Source organism: Anaerostipes butyraticus (assembly GCF_016586355.1).
In the GTDB taxonomy this organism is placed as follows: domain Bacteria; phylum Bacillota; class Clostridia; order Lachnospirales; family Lachnospiraceae; genus Anaerostipes; species Anaerostipes butyraticus.
Map to the genome: position 1 here is coordinate 17,327 of NZ_BLYI01000031.1, position 22,086 is coordinate 39,412.

Genomic DNA, 22,086 nt, shown 5'->3' on the forward strand with positions numbered 1-22,086 from the left:
GCAATTTGAAAGATTACAGACGAAAAAGAATTCAAATTATTTCTGCTGTCACCCTTGTGCTGGCAGGTCTCATGATTCTGTCTATCTTATGGACAACTATCCGCAATACGACCCATGACAAAACATATGCGAAGCAGCAAAAGGAAGAACTGGTATCCAGAGACAGTAAGAAGGTACTGTGCGGAGATATTATTGACACAAATGGTACAGTGATCGCGTCTGCCAAAAAAGACGGGAACGGGCAGAAAATCCAGTATGAAGACCCGTATGCCTATACTTTGTTTGTAGGACTGACAGAAGGCATGGACAGCCCGGAGACTTATGGACTGTATGAATTGTACCAGGATGAACTCTATTCTACTGTAAAAGATGAAGAAAAAGGGGCAACCATCCAGATGTCAATCGACAGCAGTCTGCAGAAATATGCCTATAATCTCTTAAAAAAGCAGAATAAGAGAGGATCAGCGATTATTATGGATGCGAAGACCGGCGCAGTCAAAGCCTGCGCATTTACGCCTTCAGTAAATGGAAATAATCTTTCGTCTACCTGGAAAGAAGATCTGCAAAACAGCGGCGGTTTTATCAAGCCGCTGCGGAATCCGGCAGTTCCTGGAAGTATCTATAAGATTACGACCAGTGTCGGAATCCTGGAAGAAGGACTGGAAAATGAAGCAGTCAAAGATGAGGGAAGTGTTAAGATTGGAAATACGACACTGAGCAACAGTGGAGGAGCGGCTCATGGAAAAATCTCACTTCCGCAGGGATTCCTAAGCAGTTCCAATGTGTATTTTGGAACCATGGGAGAAAAATATCTGAAACAGGAGAAACTGGAAAATCTTGCGGACCGCTTTCTGATCGGCAAGAATCTGAGACTGGATTTTGGAACAGTGTCTTCTACATTCTATACAAACAATAAAAAGACGAAATTTACAGATATTCAGAATGCCTGGACCGCTATCGGGCAGAATCAGGTGCAGCTGACCATTGTCAATGCAGCCATGATTGCTCAGACCATTGCAAATGACGGAATCATGATGAAGCCTTATGCAGTCCGGTCCATTTATCACGGCTCAGGACAGGATAAGACATATGAGATGAAAACAAAACCTCAGGAATATAAAAAAGTAACAGAAAAAGCAGTCACAGATAAGCTGCGCCAGATTATGAAGAGCACCGGTGAGCACTATACGAAACAGCTGACTGGGAAAAATACGATCAAAGCAGGGGGAAAAGAAATTTCCATTGGCTTAAAAACCGGAACCGGTGAGATTGGAAATAATAAGCGAAACAGCATCTGGATTACATCTATGGCGCCGGCGGATGATCCGGAGTATGTGATTGCAATGAATATCTATGATTCTGATGAGGCAGGAAAAAGTCTTCTGGGAGATATTATTTCTCTGTACCAGCAGGCAATGAAATAGAGGTAGAGGATGACAGGGCGGATTTACAGTTTGATACGAAAAAATGGAAGGGCAGAAAATCAGGATTATCTGTTCTATGAAAAGAAAAAATTCAATGACAACGAAGAAATGACAGTGTTCGGCATTTGTGACGGCATGGGAGGAATGGAACAGGGCGGTCAGCTGTCAAGGCTGACCGCATGGACCTTTGGAGCATATTTTTCACAGAAAATCGTGCCGTTTCTTGCAAAAGAAAATGCTGTGATTCCAAAACGGAAGGAAATCCGGGAAATTCTGGAGAATACGATGGAGTCTGTACAGCGGACGATCGCAGCTTACATAAAGAAACACCGGATTTCCGGCGGCAGTACGCTGACAGCCGGTGTGATCTGCAAAAACAGTCTTCATGTGGTCAATGCAGGTGACAGTCCGTGTTATCTGATTGATATGAAAAATGACGCGGTGATTCTGGTTTCCAATGTGGAAAACTATGCCTATGAAGGACTGGCGAAAGGCATTTTTACGAACAAAAAGTCTCCGGAATTTGAAAGAGCGTCCAGTTATCTGACCAATTATATCGGAGCAAAGGATTTTAGAAAGCCGGAAGCACACAGCTATCAGATTTTTCCTGGAAACCGGGTTCTGGCAGGCAGTGACGGGCTGTTTGGAAATCTGGATGAGGAGGAAATTCTGACGGCGGCAAAAGATCTGCCGGAAGAAAAAAGTCTGGAACGAATTGCCAGGAGATCAGTTTCCATGGGAGAAACAGACAATCAAAGCGGTGTCCTGTGGGTTTGGAAAAACAGATAAGATGGGAGGAAGGAGCATGCTGGAACGAGGAAAGATTTTCAAAGCTGGAAATGGAAAAGCAGAAAAGTTTTTCTGTTATCTGAAAGATGTTGATGATGAGCTGGATTACAGAAAAACGGGAATTGCTTATGAGGCATGCAGTGAACTTGTTGAGGGCAGACGAAAGTGTGCAGCCTGCCTGGAAAATTGTCAGGAGACAAAGAAGTATTATATAAAAGCAATTGATAAACAAAAACTTACCGAGAAACGCAGGCAGCTGGGAAAACAGAAGTTTGAACACAGTGAATACTACGTTTATTTGTGCTGCCATTTGAAGGAAAGAGATCTGGTGGCACTTTTGAGAGATGAACTGATTCCGGCATATCTTGTGCCGCCCCAGTATATTTTTAATCTGCCGGAAGGAGAAAGCAGGAATGCTAAGATAACAGGAACGGCCTATCCTTACAGGGGAAGAAGCTGGCAGGAAGTCCTGAGAGAATGCAGAGGGATCATGAAACCGGAAGAATTTCTTCTGCTGAAAGAAAAAATCATCTTTCAGCTGCTGTACGCAGTGAAGGCTCTGCATCAGCTTCCGGGAGATCTGGTGCACCGTGATCTGAAACCTTCCAATATCACAATAGAGAAAACCGACGGCAGCTATGATGATCTGCTGGTTTCCATTATCGACTGGGACTGGGTCTGCATCAAAGAATCCGCAGATGACCCGTTTGCGGACATTGCAGGAGGAACCAGCGGATTTGCTCATCCCAACAGTCTGATCAGAAATCAGAAAGGAATTTTAAGTGCCATTCCTTCTAGAAGATGGGATTATTATTCTGCAGCCCTGACCATTTTTTATATTCTGGAAGAACGATATCATTTCAAAGAAAATGAAGCGTACTGGGAGGATCAGAGAGCCTTTTCCCTCAGGGAAATGCCGAAGACAAAAAAATACCTGGATGAATGCTGCAAAGATGAGGCCCAAAGCCTGGAATGCGCACAGATGCTTCGCCGGATTCTGCAGAAAATGATGGGAGAAGATCTGGAATACAGAAATCAGTATCAGGATATTCAGGAGGCAGTTGACGATTTTGAACAATACTTATATGTAAGACACGAAAGAGAGTTTTCCCAATATTTTTGCTCCCGGTATCTGCTGCACAATTCAGATCAGCGTTACTGCCGGGATCATTTGATGCAGATATGCTGCCGGTATAAAAACGGAGTCAAATCAGAGAATTTCTATTATGTATTAGCTGAGAGGGACGCGGTGACAGTGGAACTGGAAGGAAAGAAGACCGTAATCTTATGCCGCTGCGGAACCGAAAATCTTTATGGATTTTTATTATCAGATGACTGGAACTGGAGTGACAGCGGGAAACTTACAAAGGATATGAAAGAGAGGGAACGGCTGTCCTGCAGAAATGGAAAGGAAGAGCTGGAAATCTTGTATTTAGCGGAAGGAGCAGACGATGAAACGGATTTATTTTGATTTTGTAATTGACGCCACAGAATCTGCTGCGGTGAATCTGCCGGCAGTTCATCTTTTTTGTGATGATTTGATCCGGAAAGGATTTCAGGACATCCTGCAGAAATTTTATTATGGCATTACCGTATTTTACGGGAAGGAGAAACCGGCCGGAATCTGCCGCTTTGAAGGAAAAATGTTTACGGATCATCTTTATGAGTTTCATCGTGTTTTTGAAGAAATCGAGTCCGGGTATGGCTCCATGGATGGAATAGACGATATCATTGGAGGCATTCAATGTTCCGCCGGAAAGCTTCGGGAGAAAGACGGGCTGAAGGTCATGCTTGTTTTTTCGGATTCCTATGTGAAAAAGGGAGGATTAAAGGATATAGGAATCGTACCTGCGCAGAAAGTCCATCTGTACCTGGCCTCAAAGGAAGAACTGGGAGATGTGGAAATGACGCCGTTTTGGGGAATGCCGATGCTGAATGGACGAAACAGAGTTGATCACAGGCTGAGACCTAAACTTCACAAACTGTCTGATATTTTTGATGTGCAGAAACGGGAAAAGCAGATGAATGAAATTATTGCAGATATATCTGAAGCAGTGTAAAGGAAGGGAGAATATGTATGGGTTTTTTACAGCATTATGAAGAAGAAGGGCGGAAAAGTCTTTCTGTGTGTTTCTGCCTTCTGGATCAGATGTCCTCAGAGGATGAAGACAGTCTGCGTGCCATGCAGCGGGAAATGACAGAAAGCTGCATGAAAATCCGGCAAAGCTATGTATTTGGAGATCAGACAGTTAATGCGTCAGAATTTACTGAGTTTCGTCCTGGTTTTTATACAAAGGTGGAAAAAGGGATACAGTCTTACTCGGACAGCGAAGCCCTTTTTCTTGCGGAGGAAATGATAAAAAAAGAAGTACGGAAATATATCCAGTCGTCAGACCATGCAAACCTGATCGTGATCCTGGGAGAAAGAGCGGAAGAAATGCAGACTGAGGATTACCGGAAGATCAGAAACTGGCTGGAACAGGAAGCGGAAACCATTGGCTTTGATATTTTATAAAAGGCGGAAAAGCGGATGCGTCCGCTTTTTTGTGTCTAAAAATAATTTATTGTTATCCCGATTCGGGTGGAAATGGCAGGTTTCCCGGCAAGAGTCTTCGCGGTGATTGATAATGATCCATGTCCGGAAGCTGACAGTCACAATTCATAAGTGCAATAGGAACGGAGTTTATCCTGATCGAGGATCTGGATTCTTCCCCGGGAGGTCTGGATGATATGTTCGCCGCGGAGTGTCTGATAGACACGGGCTACCTGGATTTTGGAAATACCGCTTAATTCCATGACATCATCCTGACTGATATGAAGCACATGACTGCGGCAGAGGGATGTGTTTTGGAGGGCATATAGGACATTGCACACTTTTGCCACGGAATTATCGCCGGACAGAGAGGCAATTTCAAAAAACAGATAGCTGGTGAAATCGCAGTAATGTTCCATCATCCGGAGAGCCAGATCCTGATGTTCCAGGAACATGGTCCGAACGATGCGGTAGTCGAATTCATAAGCCTCCACTTCTGTGTAAGCCTGTTCCACCATAGCATATTCCATATCATAATAATGATGATCGATTCCAAGAGGAAAAAAGGAACCCGGGCCAAAAAGGGCAGCGATCTTTTCTTTACCGCATTCATGGCCGATGGAGAGCTTCATAATGCCTTGTTTGATATAATATCCGTATTTTAAAGTTTCACTCTGGGCGCTGATGATATCTCCTTTTTCATAATATTTATGATGAGCGGGATAGGATGTAATGAATTCTTCGAATTCTGTGAAATCATGTTCGAAATAGTATTTGGACATTGTAAGATGATGCATAAGAGACCTCCTTTTTAATTCCGCATTCATTGTAAAGGATTTTTATGCAGCGGGCAAGAAAGATTTTTTAAAAAAATTCCTGCTGCATACCATATGACATATAAAAAAAGATCTTTTTCCCATATAATACCCAAAGAAGGAAAGGAGGAAAAAACATGACAAAAAAGACATTACGTTTGACATTCCCTGAGTGGCAGGGAGGTATAAATCCGCCGTATTATGCGGGAAGCCATATACTGGATCTGATTGCTCCGAAAGGAAACAATCTGGAATGCGCGGAAGTACCGGTAAAAACAAACTTTGAGGAGGAAACACCGGTCACCGACGGAATCGCATGGAAAAATGAATTGATCGAACAGCAGAAAATGGCATATGAAATCTGTGAAATGAAAGACCCGGATAAAATCATCATCCTTGGGGGAGACTGCTCCGTGGAACAGGCGCCGTTTGATTATCTTCATGGAAAGTATCCGGAAAATACGGCAGTGATTTGGATCGATGCCCATCCTGATTTTTCAAGGCCTGCAGACTGTCCCAATGAGCATGCGATGGTTCTTGGCAATTTAATGGGAGACGGGGCGCCGGAATTTGCAGATATGGTAAAGCATCCGTTCAGAAAAGAAGATGTTATCTACGTGGGACTGGCAGCAGATCATATGGAAACATGGGAAGAGGAATACCAGAAGGAATATCAGATAAAATACCTTACGCCGCAGCAGCTGGATAAAAACAGTGATGCCCTGCTTTCCTGGATTCAGGAAAATGGATATCAGCAGGTATTGATTCACTGGGATCTGGATGTTCTATCTCCGGATGATTTCCGTTCCCTGCTCTGTGCCAAACCGCATATTCCTCCGGTCAGCTATGCGGTCGGGCAGATGACTCTGGATCAGGTTATAAGAATCCTCAAGGATGTATCTGGAATCGTAAATGTTGCCGCTCTTGGAATTACAGAATTTCTTCCATGGGATATTATGAGATTCCAGAAAAAACTGGGAGAACTGGACATTTTTAAAAAATAGAACATAAAAAGATTATACAGTCCGGGCATGAATCCTTATTCAAACAAAGCATTAGACTTTTCCTTTTTCAAGGATTACCATATGATTAAAGATAAAATTAGACTATGTGGTCAAAGGATGCCATAGAAGAAATGGAGGAAGATCGAATGAATGAAGAACAGATGAAGAAGGATTTAGGCGGCGGAGCCGTATTCGAGACTGGTGATCCCAATACAGCATTTGCGCAGTATTTTATCGGACAGAGTTATTTAAAGATGCTGACAACAGAAGGCGTCGGTATCGGAAATGTTACATTTGAGCCGGGATGCCGCAACAACTGGCATATTCATCATAAAGGAGGCCAGATTCTTTTATGTACCGGAGGAAGAGGATATTACCAGGAATGGGGGAAAGAGCCTCAGGAACTTCATGCTGGTGATGTAGTTAATATCCCGCCGGAAGTAAAACACTGGCACGGAGCAGCAAAAGACAGCTGGTTCCAGCATCTTGCCGTTGAAGTGCCTGCAGAGGGCGGTTCCAACGAGTGGCTGGAAGAAGTTTCAGATGAAGAATACAATAAACTGAAATAGAATGGGAGGAAATCTGGTATGTTACATGAAGACAGCTTAAAGAAAACAGATCCTGAATTTATGGAACGCTGGAAAGCGTTTGCCTGCGATGAAGTTGTAAATGAACCGAATCAGCAGCTGGATGACCCGACCAGATATCTGGCAATTATGGCGGCTTTAACAGGAAGTCAGAGCATTGATGCATTTAAGGCTATGCTTCCGGAAGCCATGGAAGGCGGTCTGACACCGGTTATGCTGAAAGAAATGGTCTATCAGGCAGTAGATTATCTTGGGTTCGGAAGAGTCTATCCGTTTTTGAACGCAGTCAATGATTATCTCAAAGAGCAGGGTGTGGAGCTTCCTCTGGAAGGCCAGGCAACGACAACCATGGAAGATCGTCTGGAAAAAGGCGCCCAGGCCCAGGTAGATATTTTTGGAGACGTTATGAAAGATTCCTGGAAGAAAGGCCATATCAACCGCTGGCTTTCTGCCAACTGTTTCGGAGATTATTACACAAGAACCGGTCTGGATTATAAACAGAGAGAAATGATCACATTCTGTTTCCTGGCAGCGCAGGGGGGATGCGAACCTCAGCTGACATCTCACGCAGGCGGAAACATGATGATTGGAAATGACAAAGCATTTCTGATCAAAGTAGTATCTCAGTGCCTGCCGTATATTGGATATCCGAGAAGCTTAAATGCCATGAACTGCATCGAAAATGCGGCAAAAGCAATGGAAGAATAAAATCCAATAACTAAAAAAACAGAGCCCCGGCAGAAACGCCGGGGCTTTTGCTGTTAGTCTTCATGATTTAACTGTTTTCTACTACAAAGCGAACGCTTCCTTTTGCTTTTTTACCTGTAACGGTGACTGTGTAGGTACCACTTTCTTCAATATCAAGGTCAAAATCATTTGAGAAGAAAACATTTTCTGATTCATAAACAGGTTCTTCCTGTCCTTTTTGGATTTTTATCGATAAATGTCCGCCATCTATCACAATTTTGGCATTTATCTTATCACCGGCTTCTACAAGCAGATCCTGTGAATCCGTCGTATTAAATGCAGTGTATTTCATAATAAACTGACTGTCATTTCCAGTTCTGCTCCCATTGAAATCAGGAGAACATCCTGCTAAGGAAATAATCAATAAGATGCTTATAAAAATACAAGATACTTTTTTCATTATGCTTATCCCCCCCTATTTCTGTAAAGGTGGTTTTGATGGTTGCTGGTTTATGATTTTTTTAGCTGTTTTTAAATAAAATCGCCCAATGCAAAAAGATATAATTGCAAATATCACAAAGATAAGGCCACCAAACGCAAATGTTGGCAGGCCGATCATAAGACATAATAAGGATAATAATATCATTATGATACCGCAAATTTTATAGGTTTTTGGTGAGTAAGTTTTCGGTTGCTTTTGCTGTACAAACTCATTTGATTTTCTTTTCTCATTGCTGGTCTCTGTGTAATATAAACCGGTTCCCGGAATCCCTACAGTCTTAGTCTTTTTACCGGTAGAGCTTATTGTGTATTTCGCACCGCGGCCGCCGATGGTTACACTAGTACTTTTTTTATTAAAATTAATCTTTACACCGGGAAGTATTTTTACACTTTTTCTAAATCTTAATCCCATTGTATTTACCTCCTGATTTTACAGTATAGCATAATAAAGTTATAAAATATCATATTATCGGTATTTTTACAGAAAAGTAAAGGAATTCTGATGGAAAAAATCGTCTTCTGGAGCTTTCAGAGGGATATGAAAACGAAATAATCACTGAGAAAATTTCACATTACGGTCTGTGTTATTGAACCGGGAAATTGTTGTGTGCTATGATGATAACAGTGTTAGCACACAGTGTTATCATTCGCGCGAAACATGATCATGGAGGTAAAAGAAGTGGCACAGGAAGGAAAGACTCATGAGAAAATACGGAAAGCCGCCAGAGAGGAGTTTCTAGAGAAAGGGTTCCAGAATGCATCTCTGCGCCGTATTGTGAAAACGGCAGGAGTGACGACAGGGGCATTTTACCGGTATTATCCGACAAAAGAGGCGCTGTTTGAGGCTCTTGTAAAACCTCATGCAGATAAGGTCATCGGATTTCTGAAAGAGGGGATTGCTGAAATTGAACGCCTGCCGGGTGAGCAGCAGACGGTCCTGATGGATGAAACGGCGACTGATTATCTGGATCAGATGCTGGATTATATTTATGATCACTATGAAGAATTTAAACTGCTGATCTGCGCTTCCGGAGGAACGGCCTATGAAGATTTTATTCATGAACTGGTGACAAGGGAAGTGGAAGCGACGCAGCATTATATAAAAGTCCTGCGGTCGATGGGACATTCTGTCCCGGAGATTGATGAGGGATTATGTCATATGATTTCCAGCGGTTTGTTTTCCGGTATTTTCGAAATGGTCATTCATGATATGAAAAAGGAGGATGCAAAGAAAAGAATTGCATTGTTCCGAGAGTTTCATACCGGAGGATGGGAAAAAATCATGAGGGTTCAATTCGGATAGAAAAAATGCAGAGAAAAGAACAGAGCGGATTTTCCGCTTCTTTCTTTGGTTTGATAGTTAGTCTCGGCTAACAATGATATGGGAGGTTGTTATGAAAGATCAGAATGTAAAACAAAAGTCTCCGGTCAGCTGGATTATGACATTTGCCGGCCGTTATAAGAAATTATATACGACAAGTGTCGCGGCTGCGGCAGCCGGAGTTGTATGCGGAGTAATTCCGTATTTTATTATGGGAGATGTGATCCACCGGCTGGTGGAGGGAAATCGGAACTGGCAGGATTATCTGACAAGCGGAATCTGGATGGCAGTGTTCTGGACATTAAGAATTATCTGCCACAGTGTTTCCACCACCTGCTCTCATAAGGCAACATTTCACGTGCTGGGAGAACTCCGGAGGCAGTTATGTGACAAACTGTCAAAAGTTCCGCTGGGATATGTGAAAGATATGCCGTCCGGTTCGCTGAAAAATATTATGATGGAGAGAACAGACAGCATTGAAACGACACTGGCTCATATTCTGCCGGAATTTACGGCAAATATCCTTGCGCCGGTGCTCGTTTTTCTCTATATGCTGACCATTGACTGGAAAATGGCGCTGATTTCTCTGATTACTTTGCCGCTGGGAATGCTGTGTTATTGTCTTATGATGATCGGGTATGAGGAAAATTACCGGAATGTCGTCACCAAAACAAAGACGCTAAATGATACGGCAGTAGAATATATCAATGGAATCGAAGTGATCAAGGCTTTTGGAAAGGCAAAATCATCATATGAACGATTTGTCAAAGCGGCAAAGGAAGGAGCGTCCTGCTATGTTGAATGGATGAGAAAATGCGACATTCCATTTTCTCTCGCCATGACACTGACGCCCTGCACCGCTCTGACAGTGCTTCCTTTTGGCGGCTATTTTGTTATGCGCGGCAGTCTGGCGCCGGAAGATTTTGTCATGATCGTTCTTTTGTCGGTCGGACTGGTCCAGCCGCTGATCACCTGCATGTCTTATTCTGACGATATCGGAAAACTGAAAACCATCATAGGGGAAGTGACAGGGGTTCTCACTCAGGAAGAACTGATCCGTCCGGAGACAGACAGGAAGGAGCCGGAGGATTATTCTGTTGTATTGGAAAATGTCAGATTCGGATACCATGAAAAAGAGGTGCTCCATGGAATCAGCATGAAAATAGAATCCGGGACCATGGCCGCGCTGGTAGGTCCGTCCGGAAGCGGAAAATCCACCATTGCAAAACTGATCGCTTCATTGTGGGATGTAAAGGACGGAAGCATCCGGATCGGCGGCGTGAATATCAAAGATCTGTCCCTGGAGGAATATAATCGAAAAGTCGCCTATGTCTCTCAGGATAATTATCTTTTCGATGATACCATTCGGGAAAATATCCGGATGGGCCGAGAGGGAGCCAGTGATGCAGAGGTAGAAGAAGTGGCCAGAAGGAGCGGATGCCATGATTTCATCATGCAGCTGGAAAATGGATATGATACGGTCGTCGGAAGCAGCGGAGGTCATTTATCAGGAGGAGAACGGCAGAGAATTGCCATCGCCCGCGCGATGTTAAAAGATGCTCCGATCATTATCCTTGATGAGGCTACAGCCTATACAGATCCGGAAAATGAGGCGCTGATTCAGGCGTCGGTTGCCAGACTGGTCAGAGGAAAGACGCTGATCGTGATTGCCCACCGGCTGTCTACAGTCAGTGACGCGGACAGGATTTTTGTCATAGAAGACGGCAGGGTAAATGCCAGCGGAACCCATAAAGAACTGCTGAAAGAAAATGATTTATATCGCAGGATGTGGGAAGCTCACATATCAGTCAAAGATACGGCCGGCAGCAGCCGGATGGAAGGAGGCAGCCGAAATGCTTAAAATATTAAGGAAATTTTTTAATTTCTGCAGCAGGGAAAATAGAAAAAAGTTTTATATATCCATTATATTTGGGATTTTTATGGCCGTGTTTGAAGCAATGAAAATCCCGGCCATCGTTTTAATGTTAAATGCAGTGATTCATCGCTCTGTTACAATGACAGTCATCTGGCAGTCCTTTGCCATCTGCCTGGTCAGTGTGATCGGGGGAGCGGCTGTGAAGTATTACAACACCATTATCCAGTGTGAGGCCGGATACGATACGACAGCCTCCAAAAGAATTGAAATCGCAGAGCATCTCCGGTATCTTCCGATGGGATATTTTAATAAAAACAGCATGGGATATATCACATCTGTGACGACAAATACCATGGAGAATCTGGGAGATGTGGCCACCAGGGTTGTCATGCTTGTAACCCAGGGCGTGCTGACTGCTTTTCTGATTGCGGTCATGCTGCTGATCTATGATGCACGGATTGGAGCGGTGGTCCTGGCCGGTCTGGCGCTGTTTTTCCTGGTTAACAGCAGAATGCAGAAAAAATCAGAAAAGGTTTCACCGGAAAAGGTGAAAGCAGATTCCCTCCTTGTGGAAAAACTTCTGGAATATATTCAGGGGATCATGGAAGTGCGCGCGTATCATTTGTCCGGCGTCCACAGCAGAAAATTAAATGATGCCATCAGTAAAAATGTAGAGTGGAATTATACTCTGGAGAAAACGTTTATTCCGTATATGGGACTGCAGAGTTTTGTGACGAAAATGACAGGGGTGGTCATGTCCCTGCTGTCCATATGGTTCTGGCTTCACGGCAGCATGGAACTGATCACCTGCATTGCAATGCTGATATGTTCCTATATCGTTTATTCCAGTCTCGATTCTGCCGGCAATTATTCCGCGCTGCTGCGGACGGTAGACGTCAGTGTCGATAAAGCGCAGGATATCTTGGATCTGGAGCCTATGGATATCGACGGAAAAGAAATCGAGCCGGAGAATCATACGATTGAATTAAAGGATGTGGAATTTTCTTATGATAAGCGCAGTATCATTAACGGAATCAGCGCAGTAATACCGGAGCAGACTACAACGGCAGTGGTCGGCCCCAGCGGCGGCGGAAAGACGACATTATGCCATCTGATCGCCAGATTCTGGGACGTGGGTCGGGGAGAAGTAACACTGGGAGGCAGAAATGTAAAGGAATACAGCATGGACAGTCTAATGAAGAATTTCAGTTTTGTGTTCCAGAATGTCTATTTGTTCCAGGATACTGTGGCCAATAATATCCGCTTCGGTCAGGAAGATGCCCTGATGGAACAGGTGATCGCGGCGGCCAAAAAAGCCTGCTGCCATGATTTTATCATGAAACTGCCAAATGGATATGAAACCGTGATCGGAGAGGGAGGAACGTCACTGTCCGGCGGTGAAAAACAGAGGATTTCCATTGCGCGAGCTATCATGAAGGATTCACCGGTCATTATTCTGGATGAGGCCACGGCAAATGTAGATTCCGAAAATGAAAAAGATCTGGTGGAGGCTATTGATGCCCTGACCAGAGAAAAGACGATTATTATGATTGCCCACCGTCTGAAAACAGTCCGAAAGGCAGATCAGATTCTGGTTGTAGATCATGGAAAGATCGTCCAGAAAGGAAATCATGAGGAACTCATGAAACAGGAAGGAATCTACAGAAGATTTGTCGATGCAAGAGAGACAGCGGCAAGCTGGAAACTGTAAAAATGGGAGAAACTGCGGAAATTTGATTTTCTCCTGTGTTTTTGATAGACTTTTTAAAAAAGTATGATAGGAGTATCAGGAACCAGGAGGGAAATTATGGAGATAGAAATTTTACAAATGATAAAAGGCGCCAGGAAAGCAAAGGGATGTGCTGTCATCATCGATGTTTTCCGGGCATTTTCACTGGAATGTTATATGATGGCAGGCGGCGCCGAAAGGGTGCTTCCGGTGGGAGCCAAAGAAACAGCCTGCCGGCTAAAAGAAGAGCATCCGGATTATCTGCTGGCAGGAGAGCGCCATGGAGCAATCCTGCCGGGATTTGACATGGGCAATTCCCCGGCCCAGGCAGAGAAGATGGATCTGGAAGGAAAGACAATCATTCATACGACCAGTGCGGGAACACAGGGAGTTGCCAATGCCCGTAAGGCTGACATCATCCTGACAGGAAGTCTGGTAAATGCCAAAGCGACTGCCCGTTATATCAGGAAAGAAAATTTTCCCCATGTATCCCTGGTATGTATGGGACTGGAAGGGAAAAAACCGGCACCGGAAGATCTGCTCTGTGCAGAGTATATGAAAAGTATTCTGGAGGAGAGGCCTTTTGATATGGAATCCGAATTAAAAATGCTTAGAAAGGATCCTTCCGTGCAGAAATTTTTCCGTAAAGAAACAGCAGAAATATTTCCGCAGGAGGATTACTGGCTGTGTACCATGACAGACCGGTTTGACTTTGTCCTTCAGGTGAAAGCACTGGAGGAAGATGTGTTCGAGACCCGGAAAATTTAAATATCAGATGGGAGGGTCCTGAGTGAGGAAAGGACTTCTCCAATATCCTGGCGGATGCAGAGTGCCTGATGTTCGATTTCTTTCGGGCAGAAGATATCTGTATTGTTGATGCAGACATAACGGGCTTTGGGATTTTCTGCTGTCATCTGCCAGAATGGATATTTGATAATTCCCGGAGTGTTATATCCGACTCCGAGTTCCAGAAATAAGAGTTTCATTCCGGTATGACAGCGGATAAATGCAGAATAGCGGCTGCAGGCCTTCTGCCACCCGTCATCTTCTGCAAAAGTATCATCAGAACGAAGATTCATTATCATGGGTCTGCCGCAGCGGGGACATACGGGAATGAGATCTGATGGGATTTTCATTCCCTGCTGCCGTGCAGTCATTTTTTCTATGATTTCTTTATTATCGAAAGTTTCCTGGCAGCATGGTCTTCTGCATTGAAAAAGACCATAGTCTCCCTGAGTATAAAACAGTCGTTTCTTACTAAATCCGGCTTTTTGAAAACAGTGATCTACATTGGTAGTCAGTATAAAATAATCTTTTTTTCTTATCAGCTGATAGAGATCATTATAAACAGGTTTGGGAGCATCCATATAACGATTGATATAAATATATCTGCTCCAGTATGCCCAGTGTTCTTCCAGTGTGGCATAAGGATAAAATCCACCGGAATACATATCATGAAATCCATATTTCGCTTCAAAATCAGAAAAATAAGTTTGAAATCGTTTTCCGTCATATACAAAGCCTGCGGATGCAGAGAGTCCTGCGCCGGCGCCGATGATGACAGCATCTGCTGTCTGAAGGGCCTGTTTCAGCCGCAGGATCTTTTGGCTGGATGGAGAAGATTTCTTTGTTTTCCATAACATATTCATGTATCATACCTCCATATTTTCATTATACAAAATGTTCCATATCTGACAAGCAGGCACCTTTTTATCCCTCAGGTTACCTTCTGGTAACCTGAGGGATAAAAAGAATGAGATTGCAAAAAAGAAACAGATGGCATATAATAGATGTAACGAAGAATATTACAATATAAAGCGGAGGGCAATGTATATGGTGAAGAAAGAAGATCTGCCGCCTTGTCCGGTAGCTACGACTGTCCAGCTGATTGGAAGTAAATGGAAGCTTCTCATTATGCGGGATCTGCTGAAACGGCCATGGCGTTTTAATGAGCTGAAAAAGGATCTGGAAGGAATCAGCCAGAAAGTTCTGACTTCCAGTCTGCGTTCTATGGAAGAAGATGGGATTGTTGTAAGAACGGTTTATCCGGAAGTGCCGCCCCGGGTGGAATATTCTTTAAGTGAACTGGGGGAATCCATGCGTCCGATCATGGATGCCATGGAACAGTGGGGAATGGAATATAAGAAAAATATGCAGGTATAAAAAATCAGTTCCGCAGCTGCTGCTCAGTCAGCAAACGGAACTGATTTTTTATGTTGTATTGAATTCTGATCAATCGTCTACAATTGGTACCGGGGTATCATCCCACGCATCCAGATCGTTAATATAAATCTTGGTTTCTTTTGAAATAACGTTGGACAGCAGAAGTACTGCTATCAGGTTCGGGATTGCCATAAGGGCATTTAAGATATCAGCAAGAGCCCACACTACGTCCAGAGTAACAACCGGAGCGATTGCTGCGACTACAACATACAGGACACGGTAAGGAATCAATCCTTTTTTGCCGGAGAAGTATTCTACTGCACGTTCTCCGTAGTATGCCCATCCAAGAACGGTAGAGTAAGCAAAACAGATAATTCCCAGTGTCAGGATGATCGGTCCGAGATAAGGAATCTGGCCGAAAGCCAGGGTTGTCAGGACGCCGCCGTCTGTGATTTCATTAACGTTGATGGCTGGATTTTTCATAATGGTTGAAACCAGTGTAAGACCTGTCATAAGGCAGACAACAACGGTATCCCAGAAAGTTCCGGTAGAAGAAACCAGAGCCTGACGGACAGGGTTTCTTGTCTGGGCAGCGGCAGCGGCGATCGGAGCAGAACCCATACCAGATTCATTTGAGAATAATCCACGGGCAATTCCATAGCGCATTGCCATCATGATACCGGTTCCCACGAGTCCTCCGGCAGCGGCTCCAGGCTGAAAAGCGAGGCGGCAGATCGTTGTGATCGCCGGAATGATATAGTCATAATTAATGCAGAGAATAATCACACATCCTAAAACATAAAAAATTGCCATAAATGGAACAAGTTTTTCACATACACTGGAAATGGATTTGATTCCTCCGAAGATAACGAAAGCTGTCAGGATCGCAACAACAACTCCAACGATCCATACCGGAACACCGGTGTTTGCTTTTACGACATTGGCGATTGCGTTGACCTGTGTGGCGCATCCGATTCCAAAAGAAGCAAATCCGGCGAATACGGCAAATATCATGCCAAGGACTTTCCCGAGTTTTTTCCATTTGAGTCCGCGGGAGAGGGCATACATGGCTCCGCCCTGCATTCTTCCGTCTTTTTTCTTTACCCGGTATTTGACTGCGATCAGGGATTCTGAATACTTTGTAGCGATTCCAAAAACACCGGACAGCCAGCACCAAAGCACAGCCCCCGGTCCCCCTAAGGCGATGGCGGTACCGACACCTACGATATTACCGGTTCCGATGGTTGCGGCAAGAGCCGTTGTAAGAGCTCCAAAGTTTGATACTTCCCCTTCCGCATCCGGATCTTTTGTAACGGAAAGTTTTATTCCCTTTGTAATGGATTTCCATTGAATGAACCGGGTTTTAAATGTCATAAAAATATGGGTTCCAAACAGCAGGATGATCAGCCACCAGCCCCATATGACATCATCCACTTTGTAGATTGCATCACTTATTGCTTCCAACATAAACTTTTTTATCCTCCTTGTATTGTTGATTTACAGGCAGACTGCCCGAAAAAGCGCAAAAAGGTACCGCTAAGATGCGATACCTTTTTGTACTCACCTTTTTCATAGTTTACCGTACTACAGTGAAAATTTCAAGATGTAATGGCAGAAATAGGAAAGTTCAGGAAAATATCGATGCTTTCTTTTTCTTCCAGAAGTACACAATTCCGACAAGATCAGCCAGAAACCATCCAATGGGAACAGACCACCAGATTCCGGTCACTCCAAAAAAGGCAGTGGCAGAAAGGCGGTATGCCAGCAGCACTCTTGTGCCAAGAGAAATAATCGTAAGAACCAGGGACATTCCAGGATGCTCCAGAGCGCGGTAGAGACCGTAAAGCAAAAAGAGACAGCCGATGCCGCAGTAAAAGCTGCCCTCAATGTGCAGATACCGGATACCTTCTGACAGGATCGCAGTTTCCTGCGGATCGATAAAAAGAAGCATTAAAGGTTTTGCAAAAATCCAGATCAGGATAGAAATCAGGATACAGAAAGCCATGGCGGATGAAAGAGCGCCTAAAATTCCCTGACGGATTCTGTCTTTTCTGTCTGCTCCATAGTTTTGAGCGATAAAGGTGGAAAAGGCATTTCCAAAATCCTGCACCGGCATATACGCAAAAGAGTCAATCTTGACCGCGGCAGCAAAAGCGGCCATGATCGTTGTACCGAAACTGTTCACAAGCCCCTGTACCATAAGAATTCCAAGATTCATAACAGACTGCTGAATGCAGGTCAGTACAGAAAAATTTGCGATTTCCTTAAGACTGGAGAGCCGGAAACAAAAAAGGGAGGAGTGGATATCAGGAAATTTTATCCATGTATACAAGAGAATCCCGATTCCGGAAATATACTGGGAGATTACAGTTGCCTCTGCAGCTCCGGCCGTTCCCCGGGACAGCCCTACGACAAAGAAAAGATCCAGGCCGATATTTAAAAGGGCGGAACATGCCAGGAAAACCAGAGGAACGACTGAATTTCCAATGGCGCGGAGAAAAGAAGAAAAATAATTGTATAAAAATGTAGCGGCAATTCCAAAGAAAATAACGATCAGATAATCTTTCATCAAAGGCTGAATTTCTTCTGGCACCTGCAGAAAAAGAATAATTTCATCTAAAAGCAGGAAGGATGCAGCAGTAAGAAGGACGGTAAGCGCGGCAATCAGAAGAAAAGAAGTTCCAACGGAATCTTTAAAACGCTGAAAATTTTTCTGTCCGTAGTAAATAGATAATACCGTGCTGCTGCCCATGCAGAGTCCCAGCAGGATAGAAGTAAGAAATGTCATAAGAGTAAAAGCAGATCCTACCGCGGCCAGTGCGCCGGCTCCCAGAAAACGACCGACGATCAGGGTGTCAGCGATGTTATAACACTGCTGGAGCAGATTTCCGAGGATCATGGGAACTGCGAATTTCATCATGGTTTTTATAACAGGTCCTTCTGTGAGATTTTGCTGCATTGTTCCGACTCCTTTCAAAATGTAATTTAAAGATTACGTTTCGTAATTAATTGTATCAGCATTCAAGGAGAAATGCAATTCTTAAGTTGCGTTTTATGGCAAAATGCATTAAGATGAGGAAAGAAGGAAAGGTGGAAAACAATGTTTCTCGATGGATTGGACGAGTTAGATCAGAAGATCATTCGGCTGTTGATGAAAAACGCCAGGATGTCATATTCGGAAATAGGGGAAAAAGTGGGGATCTCCAGAGTGGCGGTAAAGATGCGCATTCAGGCCATGGAAAAAAAGGGAATTATTGAAGAATATACAACGATCATCAATCCGCAGAAGATCAGCGGGGTTGTTTCCTGTTTTTTTGAGCTTGAAATTTCCCATGAAGCGCTGGAAGAGGTGATTGAACGTCTGAAAGCAAATGAAAAAATCACGCAGATTTATCGTGTGACTGGTGAGAACAAACTGCATATCCATGCGGTAACTGCATCCAATGAAGAACTGGACCGGCTGATTCAGGAAGAGATGGATCCACTTCCGGGAATCCTTCACATGAGCTGCAGTATCATATTGTCAAGAATCAAGGATATCAAAGGACTGCGTCTGTAATTGATTTTTGACGCCGGCATCAGCAAGGAAGAAGGGAAGACATCAGTGAATAAAATTGACAGAATCAGGACAGAATTTGAAAAACGAAAAGATCCTGCCCGGGCTGTTTCTATGGCAAAATATATGAGAGATCAGTTTCCTTTTTATGGGATCCCGGCGCCGGAGAGACGAAAGGCCTATCGTGAGATCCTGAAAGAGGAAAAGAAGAAAAAAATGATCGACTGGGATCTTCTGGATGCCTGCTATAGAGAGGATCACCGGGAATTTCAATATTTTGTATACGATTATCTTCTGGCAATGAAACGGTATCTGGTTTATGAGGATATCCCCAGGATCCAAACATACATTCAGAAAAAATCCTGGTGGGATACCATTGATTTTCTGGATCAGGTAATCGGCGAAATTGGTCTCAAAGATGACCGGGTGGATGCTCTGATGGAGCAGTGGTCAGTGGATGATGATTTCTGGCTGCGCAGAATTGCCATTGATCATCAGCTGGGACGAAAGGATCAGATGAAACCGGAACTTCTGGCAAAGATTATTAAAAATAATCTGGATTCCGATGAGTTTTTTATACAGAAGGCGATTGGATGGAGTTTAAGGGATTATTCAAAAACCAATCCCCGGTGGGTTCGCGGATTTATAGAAGAACACCGAGGTCAGATGACGCCCCTCAGCTTAAGAGAGGCATGCAGGTATTTATAAAGGAGGAGAACATGATGGAAATTATTTTATTTGAATATCCGGGATGTCCGTACTGCCGTCAGGCAGAGAGAATCATAAAACAGCTGAAAGAAGAGCACCCGGAATACCAGAACATAGAGATAACGGTCATAGATGAGGTGGAACACCCGGAGATTGCAGATCAGTATCAGTATTATTATACTCCATGTTTCTTTAAGGACCGGACAAAACTCTATGAGGCTGATCCATCCTGGAGTGAAGGAGAGGTAAAAGAAAAACTAAACCGTATGTTCCAGGAATTGGCAAAATGATTTTCCTGACATTTTTCTGACAAATTGAGGAAATCTATTGACAGAAAGGGGAAACGGGTGATATAGTCATCTCAGAAAAGCAAATGAAAGGGAGTAGCTGAACACTCGGGAACGAGTGGGTTTGAGATCGTCACCCGCTGTGCACAGCACAGCCGTATCAAATGAGATAGCAAGACTTTTATTGTGGCTTAGGTCATGATAAAGGTCTTTTTATTTTTCTATAGAAAAACTGCAGCAAAACAACAATAGAATGGAGGAAATGAGGTCAATAAATATGAACGGCGAGATAGAAAAATTAGAAATTGCGGAGGCAGTCCAGGCCGGAGAAAGAGCGCTGGAAAGTCTTCAAAAAGCAGGAGAACGTCTGGGCAAGGCAAAGAACTGGAGTCTGATCGATCTGTTTGGCGGAGGACTTTTTACAGATGTGATGAAACATTCCAGGTTAAAAGAAACAAAAACATATCTGGAAGAGGCGAAAAAAGATTTAAAGGAATTTCGCAGGGAATTAAAAGATGTTCAGATGTTTTTAAATCTGGATTTGGAAATCAGTGATTTTTTAAAGATTACGGACATATTTTTCGATAACCCTGTGTCGGATTATATGGTGCAGTCTAAGATTCGTCAGGCAAAGGAGCAGCTGGATGAAGCAGTCTGCCAGGTGGAAAATATGATATCAGATCTAAAACAATTAAGAGACAGTTAAAGGAGGAAAAGAATATGGGATGTTTAGGAAATCTTATCTGGTTTATATGTGGAGGAATTTTAGGCGGTTTATCATGGTGCGTGGCAGGATGCCTCTGGTGTATTACGATCATCGGAATTCCGGTGGGGCTTCAGTGTTTTAAGCTTGCGTCACTGAGCTTTTTCCCATTTGGGAAAGAAGTTCGGTATGGAGGCGGCGCCGGATCTTTTATCATGAACATTGTCTGGCTGATCGTGTCCGGGTTCTGGCTGGCAGTGGAGCATCTGATTTTTGGCGCAGTATTATGTATTACGATCATTGGAATCCCGTTTGGGCTTCAGCATTTTAAACTGGCAAAACTGGCGCTGATGCCATTCGGCGCAGAAGTATATTAATTTTAAATCAAAGACTGCAGAGGAGCTTCTGTCTCAGTTCATGAAAGACTGAGCAGAAGCTCTTTCCATTTCGCAGAAGAACCATGTTTTTAATTTAAAAACGCTCCTCGGGAATCCTGCTGCTTCATGAGATTTCCTGCTGTGTGTGCTGTCTGCGGTATTGTTTTGGGGTCAGCCCGGTCAGTTCCTTAAAAGTACGGATATAGTATGAAAGATTATCGAAACCGCACTGCATGGCAATGTTTATGATAGAAAGATCTGACTGAAGCAGAAGATCAATGGATTTGTTGATACGGTATTGTTTCATATACTGGAATACGGTCATGCCCATTTTCTTTTTAAAATATCTGCACAGATAATTGGGAGTGATCATAATCTGCTGCGCAATCTGATTCAGAGTCAGGGGTTTATTAAAATTTTCCTGGATATAAGAAAGGACCTTTTTCAAATCGTCCTGAGCGTTGGAAGGCTCTTTCATGATTATTTGATTTTTTTGATAAAACTGATCGATCAATGCATAAAGAAGGATCTTGATGGAAAGATACTTTTTTGGCGAAGTTCCCACAAGCTGTCTGAGAAGATGAAGGCAGTCCTGATCCTGGCAAACACCGGCGGCAAACTGTGCAGATCCGCTGGTAATGGGATGAATATAAACTTCTTCCGCTCTGTCAAAAAGGCTGAAGTCCAGAAAATGAGGATGAAAAATGACGGCATGATGAAGAGACGGGGATCTTCCTGAAATCTGATGCAATTCGTTGGAATTGATTATATAGAAATCTCCAGATGTCAGATGATATTCCTTTTTGCTGCAGCGGATATCAATCTCGCCATATTCAAGATAAATAATTTCAATTTCATCATGCCAGTGATAGGATACATTGTAAGTTCCGAGGCTGTCTGTGTGGGAAATAATATGAAAAGGAAAATCATATTTTCCGTGTTTTCTTTGTTCTTTCAGGGATTGTCTGTCCATCTGCTTCTCCTCCTCTGGATAATATAGTGTTGTTTTTTTCGAGGATTGTACAA

25 protein-coding genes are annotated in these 22,086 nt (G+C 43.5%); 18 read left to right on the forward strand and 7 right to left on the reverse strand.

Translation table 11 applies throughout. The features are described from left to right. Nucleotides 1–5 precede the first annotated feature (5 nt). From JMF81_RS07410 to JMF81_RS07430, 5 genes are read left to right on the forward strand one after another with little or no spacing between them, the layout of a single operon-like run. Nucleotides 6–1,424, forward strand: a complete 1,419-nt coding sequence (locus JMF81_RS07410) for a penicillin-binding transpeptidase domain-containing protein (protein WP_201310819.1) — start codon at nucleotides 6–8, stop codon at nucleotides 1,422–1,424. Between the two features lie 30 nt (nucleotides 1,425–1,454). Then, a complete protein-coding gene (locus tag JMF81_RS07415; protein ID WP_201310820.1) occupies nucleotides 1,455–2,213 on the forward strand; it encodes a PP2C family protein-serine/threonine phosphatase in 759 nt (252 codons plus the stop codon). 16 nt (nucleotides 2,214–2,229) lie between these two features. Then, on the forward strand, nucleotides 2,230–3,684 hold the full coding sequence (locus tag JMF81_RS07420; RefSeq protein WP_201310821.1) for a protein kinase domain-containing protein: 1,455 nt from the start codon (nucleotides 2,230–2,232) through the stop codon (nucleotides 3,682–3,684). Further along, the gene (locus JMF81_RS07425; RefSeq protein WP_201310822.1) at nucleotides 3,665–4,273 is read left to right on the forward strand and encodes a hypothetical protein; all 609 of its coding nucleotides are present in this window, start codon (nucleotides 3,665–3,667) and stop codon (nucleotides 4,271–4,273) included. Before JMF81_RS07420 ends, JMF81_RS07425 begins: the two co-directional genes overlap by 20 nt. A gap of 17 nt (nucleotides 4,274–4,290) precedes the next feature. Further along, entirely contained in the window at nucleotides 4,291–4,728 is a 438-nt protein-coding gene (locus JMF81_RS07430) for a hypothetical protein (RefSeq protein ID WP_201310823.1), read from the forward strand. Nucleotides 4,729–4,865: 137 nt separating this feature from the next. On the opposite strand, the gene JMF81_RS07435 is transcribed toward JMF81_RS07430, so the two are convergent. Beyond that, nucleotides 4,866–5,543 (reverse strand): Crp/Fnr family transcriptional regulator, encoded by a 678-nt coding sequence (locus JMF81_RS07435; protein WP_201310824.1) that lies wholly within the window; start codon nucleotides 5,541–5,543, stop codon nucleotides 4,866–4,868. Between the two features lie 155 nt (nucleotides 5,544–5,698). Between JMF81_RS07435 and JMF81_RS07440 the strand changes: the two genes are divergently transcribed. The 3 genes from JMF81_RS07440 (at nucleotide 5,699) to JMF81_RS07450 (ending at nucleotide 7,860) form a co-directional block, all read left to right on the forward strand. Then, nucleotides 5,699–6,565: an arginase family protein gene (locus JMF81_RS07440; RefSeq protein ID WP_201310825.1), complete on the forward strand. Its 867-nt coding sequence runs from the start codon at nucleotides 5,699–5,701 to the stop codon at nucleotides 6,563–6,565. Between the two features lie 146 nt (nucleotides 6,566–6,711). After that, a complete protein-coding gene (locus JMF81_RS07445; protein ID WP_201310826.1) occupies nucleotides 6,712–7,134 on the forward strand; it encodes a cupin domain-containing protein in 423 nt (140 codons plus the stop codon). 18 nt (nucleotides 7,135–7,152) lie between these two features. Continuing rightward, nucleotides 7,153–7,860: a carboxymuconolactone decarboxylase family protein gene (locus JMF81_RS07450; protein ID WP_201310827.1), complete on the forward strand. Its 708-nt coding sequence runs from the start codon at nucleotides 7,153–7,155 to the stop codon at nucleotides 7,858–7,860. A 67-nt stretch (nucleotides 7,861–7,927) separates the two neighbouring features. On the opposite strand, the gene JMF81_RS07455 is transcribed toward JMF81_RS07450, so the two are convergent. After that, complete coding sequence (locus JMF81_RS07455) at nucleotides 7,928–8,299, reverse strand: hypothetical protein (RefSeq protein WP_201310828.1); 372 nt, start codon at nucleotides 8,297–8,299, stop codon at nucleotides 7,928–7,930. 15 nt (nucleotides 8,300–8,314) lie between these two features. Further along, on the reverse strand, nucleotides 8,315–8,752 hold the full coding sequence (locus tag JMF81_RS07460) for a DUF4236 domain-containing protein (RefSeq protein WP_201310829.1): 438 nt from the start codon (nucleotides 8,750–8,752) through the stop codon (nucleotides 8,315–8,317). A 267-nt stretch (nucleotides 8,753–9,019) separates the two neighbouring features. On the opposite strand from JMF81_RS07460, the gene JMF81_RS07465 reads away from it, so the two are divergent. From JMF81_RS07465 to JMF81_RS07480, 4 genes are all read left to right on the forward strand, one after another. After that, nucleotides 9,020–9,643, forward strand: coding sequence for a TetR/AcrR family transcriptional regulator (locus JMF81_RS07465; protein WP_243282578.1), 624 nt, complete (start codon nucleotides 9,020–9,022; stop codon nucleotides 9,641–9,643). A gap of 91 nt (nucleotides 9,644–9,734) precedes the next feature. Beyond that, a complete protein-coding gene (locus JMF81_RS07470) occupies nucleotides 9,735–11,522 on the forward strand; it encodes an ABC transporter ATP-binding protein (protein WP_201310831.1) in 1,788 nt (595 codons plus the stop codon). Further along, nucleotides 11,515–13,248, forward strand: a complete 1,734-nt coding sequence (locus tag JMF81_RS07475; protein WP_201310832.1) for an ABC transporter ATP-binding protein — start codon at nucleotides 11,515–11,517, stop codon at nucleotides 13,246–13,248. The genes JMF81_RS07470 and JMF81_RS07475 overlap by 8 nt, the downstream gene beginning before the upstream one ends. A 96-nt stretch (nucleotides 13,249–13,344) precedes the next feature. Next, nucleotides 13,345–14,034, forward strand: coding sequence for a 2-phosphosulfolactate phosphatase (locus JMF81_RS07480; protein ID WP_201310833.1), 690 nt, complete (start codon nucleotides 13,345–13,347; stop codon nucleotides 14,032–14,034). Here JMF81_RS07480 and JMF81_RS07485 read toward each other — a convergent pair. Next, on the reverse strand, nucleotides 14,031–14,915 hold the full coding sequence (locus JMF81_RS07485; RefSeq protein ID WP_201310834.1) for an SIR2 family NAD-dependent protein deacylase: 885 nt from the start codon (nucleotides 14,913–14,915) through the stop codon (nucleotides 14,031–14,033). The genes JMF81_RS07480 and JMF81_RS07485 overlap by 4 nt on opposite strands. Before the next feature lie 184 nt (nucleotides 14,916–15,099). On the opposite strand from JMF81_RS07485, the gene JMF81_RS07490 reads away from it, so the two are divergent. Continuing rightward, nucleotides 15,100–15,429, forward strand: a complete 330-nt coding sequence (locus JMF81_RS07490; protein WP_201310835.1) for a winged helix-turn-helix transcriptional regulator — start codon at nucleotides 15,100–15,102, stop codon at nucleotides 15,427–15,429. Between the two features lie 69 nt (nucleotides 15,430–15,498). Here JMF81_RS07490 and JMF81_RS07495 read toward each other — a convergent pair whose 3' ends face one another. Both JMF81_RS07495 and JMF81_RS07500 read right to left on the reverse strand, forming a co-directional pair. Beyond that, the gene (locus JMF81_RS07495) at nucleotides 15,499–16,896 is read right to left on the reverse strand and encodes an alanine/glycine:cation symporter family protein (protein WP_201310836.1); all 1,398 of its coding nucleotides are present in this window, start codon (nucleotides 16,894–16,896) and stop codon (nucleotides 15,499–15,501) included. 160 nt (nucleotides 16,897–17,056) lie between these two features. Then, nucleotides 17,057–18,388, reverse strand: a complete 1,332-nt coding sequence (locus JMF81_RS07500) for an MATE family efflux transporter (protein WP_201310837.1) — start codon at nucleotides 18,386–18,388, stop codon at nucleotides 17,057–17,059. A gap of 141 nt (nucleotides 18,389–18,529) precedes the next feature. Between JMF81_RS07500 and JMF81_RS07505 the strand changes: the two genes are divergently transcribed. From JMF81_RS07505 to JMF81_RS07525, 5 genes are all read left to right on the forward strand, one after another. Continuing rightward, entirely contained in the window at nucleotides 18,530–18,988 is a 459-nt protein-coding gene (locus JMF81_RS07505; protein WP_201310838.1) for an Lrp/AsnC family transcriptional regulator, read from the forward strand. Nucleotides 18,989–19,033: 45 nt separating this feature from the next. Continuing rightward, a complete protein-coding gene (locus JMF81_RS07510) occupies nucleotides 19,034–19,693 on the forward strand; it encodes a DNA alkylation repair protein (RefSeq protein ID WP_201310839.1) in 660 nt (219 codons plus the stop codon). A gap of 11 nt (nucleotides 19,694–19,704) precedes the next feature. Next, on the forward strand, nucleotides 19,705–19,983 hold the full coding sequence (locus tag JMF81_RS07515; protein WP_201310840.1) for a thioredoxin family protein: 279 nt from the start codon (nucleotides 19,705–19,707) through the stop codon (nucleotides 19,981–19,983). Nucleotides 19,984–20,242: 259 nt separating this feature from the next. Then, complete coding sequence (locus JMF81_RS07520; RefSeq protein ID WP_243282579.1) at nucleotides 20,243–20,686, forward strand: hypothetical protein; 444 nt, start codon at nucleotides 20,243–20,245, stop codon at nucleotides 20,684–20,686. A 14-nt stretch (nucleotides 20,687–20,700) separates the two neighbouring features. Beyond that, entirely contained in the window at nucleotides 20,701–21,060 is a 360-nt protein-coding gene (locus JMF81_RS07525) for a YccF domain-containing protein (protein ID WP_201310841.1), read from the forward strand. A gap of 124 nt (nucleotides 21,061–21,184) precedes the next feature. Here JMF81_RS07525 and JMF81_RS07530 read toward each other — a convergent pair whose 3' ends face one another. Then, nucleotides 21,185–22,033 carry a helix-turn-helix transcriptional regulator gene (locus JMF81_RS07530; RefSeq protein WP_201310842.1) on the reverse strand — a complete coding sequence of 283 codons (849 nt, stop codon included), beginning with the start codon at nucleotides 22,031–22,033 and terminating at the stop codon, nucleotides 21,185–21,187. Nucleotides 22,034–22,086: the final 53 nt, after the last annotated feature.